This is a genomic window from Paenibacillus sp. 01T422 (assembly GCF_056398785.1).
The window spans coordinates 1-3,378 of sequence record NZ_JBFTQB010001073.1; the positions used below are offsets into that span (position 1 = coordinate 1).

2 protein-coding genes are annotated in these 3,378 nt (G+C 46.1%); both read left to right on the top strand.

Going from position 1 to position 3,378, the window contains the following annotated elements; genetic code table 11:
- Positions 1–208 precede the first annotated feature (208 nt).
- The gene (locus tag AC1DUA_RS35635; RefSeq protein WP_477504236.1) at positions 209–1,903 is read left to right on the top strand and encodes an assimilatory sulfite reductase (NADPH) flavoprotein subunit; all 1,695 of its coding nucleotides are present in this window, start codon (positions 209–211) and stop codon (positions 1,901–1,903) included.
- A gap of 35 nt (positions 1,904–1,938) precedes the next feature.
- On the top strand, positions 1,939–3,378 hold a 1,440-nt coding region (locus AC1DUA_RS35640), incomplete at its 3' end, for an NADPH-dependent assimilatory sulfite reductase hemoprotein subunit (RefSeq protein WP_477504237.1).

Sequence of the window (3,378 nt, forward strand, 5' to 3'; positions counted from 1 at the left end):
TCAACAAGCTGCCTCACAAGTTCTCTTTCAACAAAATGAAAGGGTTATCAGGTTAAAAAAGCGCCATATCAGTTAATCTGATAGAACTTATAAATTCATTATAATTGACCTGCAACTAAACCTATGATAGCTTCAAGAGAGTGAAATTTTATGTGACAAATTAATTGGGGAATTTCTTATTACTGCAAGATATGAGAGGTGGATTTTGTTGGAACTTCAAGTAACAAACAGTCCTTTTAGTCAGGAACAAGTAGAATTGCTTAATCGTCTACTACCTACATTGACAGAATCACAAAGAGTTTGGTTGAGCGGTTACTTCACAGCAATGAATGGAGTGGCGGGATCAGCAGTTAGCGCTGGAACAACACCAGTAGCATCTGCTCCGAGTGCAGCGCCAAGCGCAGTGGCAGTTTCCAAAGAAGTAACAGTACTCTTCGGATCACAGTCTGGCAAAGCGCAAGGTGTAGCCAAAAAGTTTTCCAAGAAGCTTGAAGAACAAGGTTTTCAGGTAACGCTTTCTTCCATGTCCGATTTCAAGCCGAATGCTTTGAAAAAGGTACAAACTTTGTTGGTTGTTGTCAGCACGCATGGTGAAGGGGTTCCGCCGGATAATGCGATTTCCTTCCACGACTTCCTTCATAGTAAAAGAGCACCTCAATTAGATGGTTTACAGTATTCCGTGCTATCACTCGGAGATACGTCCTATGAGTTCTACTGTCAGACGGGGAAAGATTTCGACAAGCGTTTGGGTGAACTCGGCGGTAAGCAGCTTGCTCCACGCGTAGATTGTGATGTGGATTTCGACGAACCAGCAGCAGAGTGGATGAGCAGCGTACTAAATACACTGAATGCATCATCAACCTCGTCATCCGTTGCAGTGGCAGGTGCCGCTGTTAGCTCCACGAGTGGTGCTGAATCCGAATTTTCCAGAACGAACCCATTCCAGGCTGAAGTTCTTGAGAATTTGAATCTGAATGGACGTGGATCAGACCGCGAAACACGGCATGTAGAGATTTCTCTGGAGGGATCGAACCTTCAATATGAGCCAGGCGATTGCTTAGGCATTTACCCGGAAAATCATCCTCAACTTGTCGAGGAATTGATTGAAGCCATGGGTTGGAATGCAGAAGAACTCGTTACGATTAATAAAAATGGCGACAAACGCTCCGTACGCGAAGCATTAACACATAATTTTGAAATTACTGTTTTGACGAAACCGCTGGTTGAACAAGTTACGAAATTGACTGTGAATACGGACCTGAACGGGCTTGTAGCCGCAGGAAATGAACAAGAACTTAAAACTTACATCAACGGCAAAGATTTGCTTGATTTGGTTCAGGATTATTCGCTAAAAGGTATTGCAGCAGCTGAGTTTATCGCGGTTCTGCGCAAAATGCCTGCTCGCTTATACTCCATCGCAAGCAGCTCCAAAGCATTCCCGGATGAAGTACATGTAACAGTTCGTACTGTGCGTTATGAAACGCGTGGTCGTGAACGTTACGGCGTGTGCTCCGTGCAATTGGCTGAAAGAGTGAAAGCAGGCGATGCACTGCCGGTTTACATTCAGAACAATCCGAATTTCAAATTGCCTGAAAGTTCAGATACACCCATCATTATGATCGGGCCTGGAACTGGTGTTGCTCCTTTCCGTGCATTCCTCGGCGAACGGGAAGAAACGGGTGCAGAAGGGAAATCGTGGTTGTTCTATGGCGATCAGCATTTCTCAACAGATTTCTTGTATCAGATTGAATGGCAGCGTTGGTTGAAAGATGGCGTTCTATCGCGCATGGATGTTGCTTTTTCGCGTGATACTGATCAGAAGGTCTATGTACAGCATCGTATGCTTGAGAATAGCAAAGAACTGTATCAATGGCTGCAAGAAGGAGCTAGCGTATATGACTAAGACGAAACCGTTGATTGCTAGAGGAGAGAGCCGATATGTCAGAAAACAATTTATTGTCGAAGAACAGCGCACCGCATAGCGACGTTGAACACATTAAACAAAGAACGAATTATTTGCGGGGCAGCCTCGCAGAGACACTTCTAGGTACTATCACGGGATCGATCCCAGAAGATGATAACCGCTTGATGAAGTTTCACGGCAGCTACATGCAGGATGACAGAGATCTACGCAATGAGCGTCAAAAGCAAAAGCTAGAGCCAGCTTATCAGTTCATGCTGCGCGTTCGTGCAGCCGGCGGTGTCGTGACAGCGGACCAATGGCTTATGATGGACCGCGTTGCACAGAAATACGCGAATGGGACCATTCGCTTAACGACTCGACAATCTTTCCAGCTTCACGGCGTACTGAAATGGAACATGAAGAAAACGATTCAAGAAGTTAATGCCTCGCTGCTCAGCACACTGGCAGCTTGCGGTGACGTTAACCGTAACGTTATGTGCAACCCTAATCCATACCTTTCGGATGTGCATGGTGAAGTTTACGAGTGGGCTTGCCGTATTAGCAACCATCTAGATCCACAAACTCGCGCCTACCACGAAATTTGGTTGGACGGAGAGAAAGTGATCGACAGTCAAGACGCGGAACAAGAGCCGATTTACGGAAAAGTATACTTGCCGCGTAAGTTCAAAATCGGTATTGCCGTTCCACCATCTAACGATGTAGACGTGTTCTCTCAAGATCTTGGTTTCATTGCCATTGTGGAAGACGGGAAGCTCAAAGGCTTTAACGTATCCGTTGGCGGCGGCATGGGCATGACGCATGGCGATACGCTGACGTACCCACAGGTAGCTCAAGTGATTGGATTCGTTACACCGGATCAAGTCGTGGATTTGGCAGAAAAAACCGTCACGATTCAACGTGATTATGGTGATCGTTCCGTGCGTAAACATGCACGTTTCAAATATACAATTGATGACCGCGGCGTCGAGTGGTTCGTTGAAGAACTAACTGCTCGCCTAGGCTGGAAGCTTGAAGCTGCGCGTCCTTATCAGTTTGACGATAACGGAGATCGTTACGGCTGGGTAAAAGGAAGCAACGGCAAATGGCATTTCACCCTGTTTATCCAAAATGGGCGCGTCAAAGATGAAGGTAGTTATCAACTGTTAACTGGACTTCGTGAAATCGCCAAAGTACATTCCGGTGACTTCCGTCTTACAGCGAACCAGAACTTAATTATCGGTAATGTTAGCTCTCAGAAGAAGAAAAAGATCGAAGAATTAATCAAAGAATACGGTCTTACAGATGGACTTCATTACTCCGCATTGCGCAGAAGCTCCATGGCTTGTGTGTCACTTCCGACATGCGGCATGGCGATGGCGGAAGCCGAGCGTTATCTGCCTGACTTGATGGATAAAATCGAGCCGATGCTGGAAGAAGCAGGCCTCAGCGAGAAAGAAATCACCATCCGTATGACA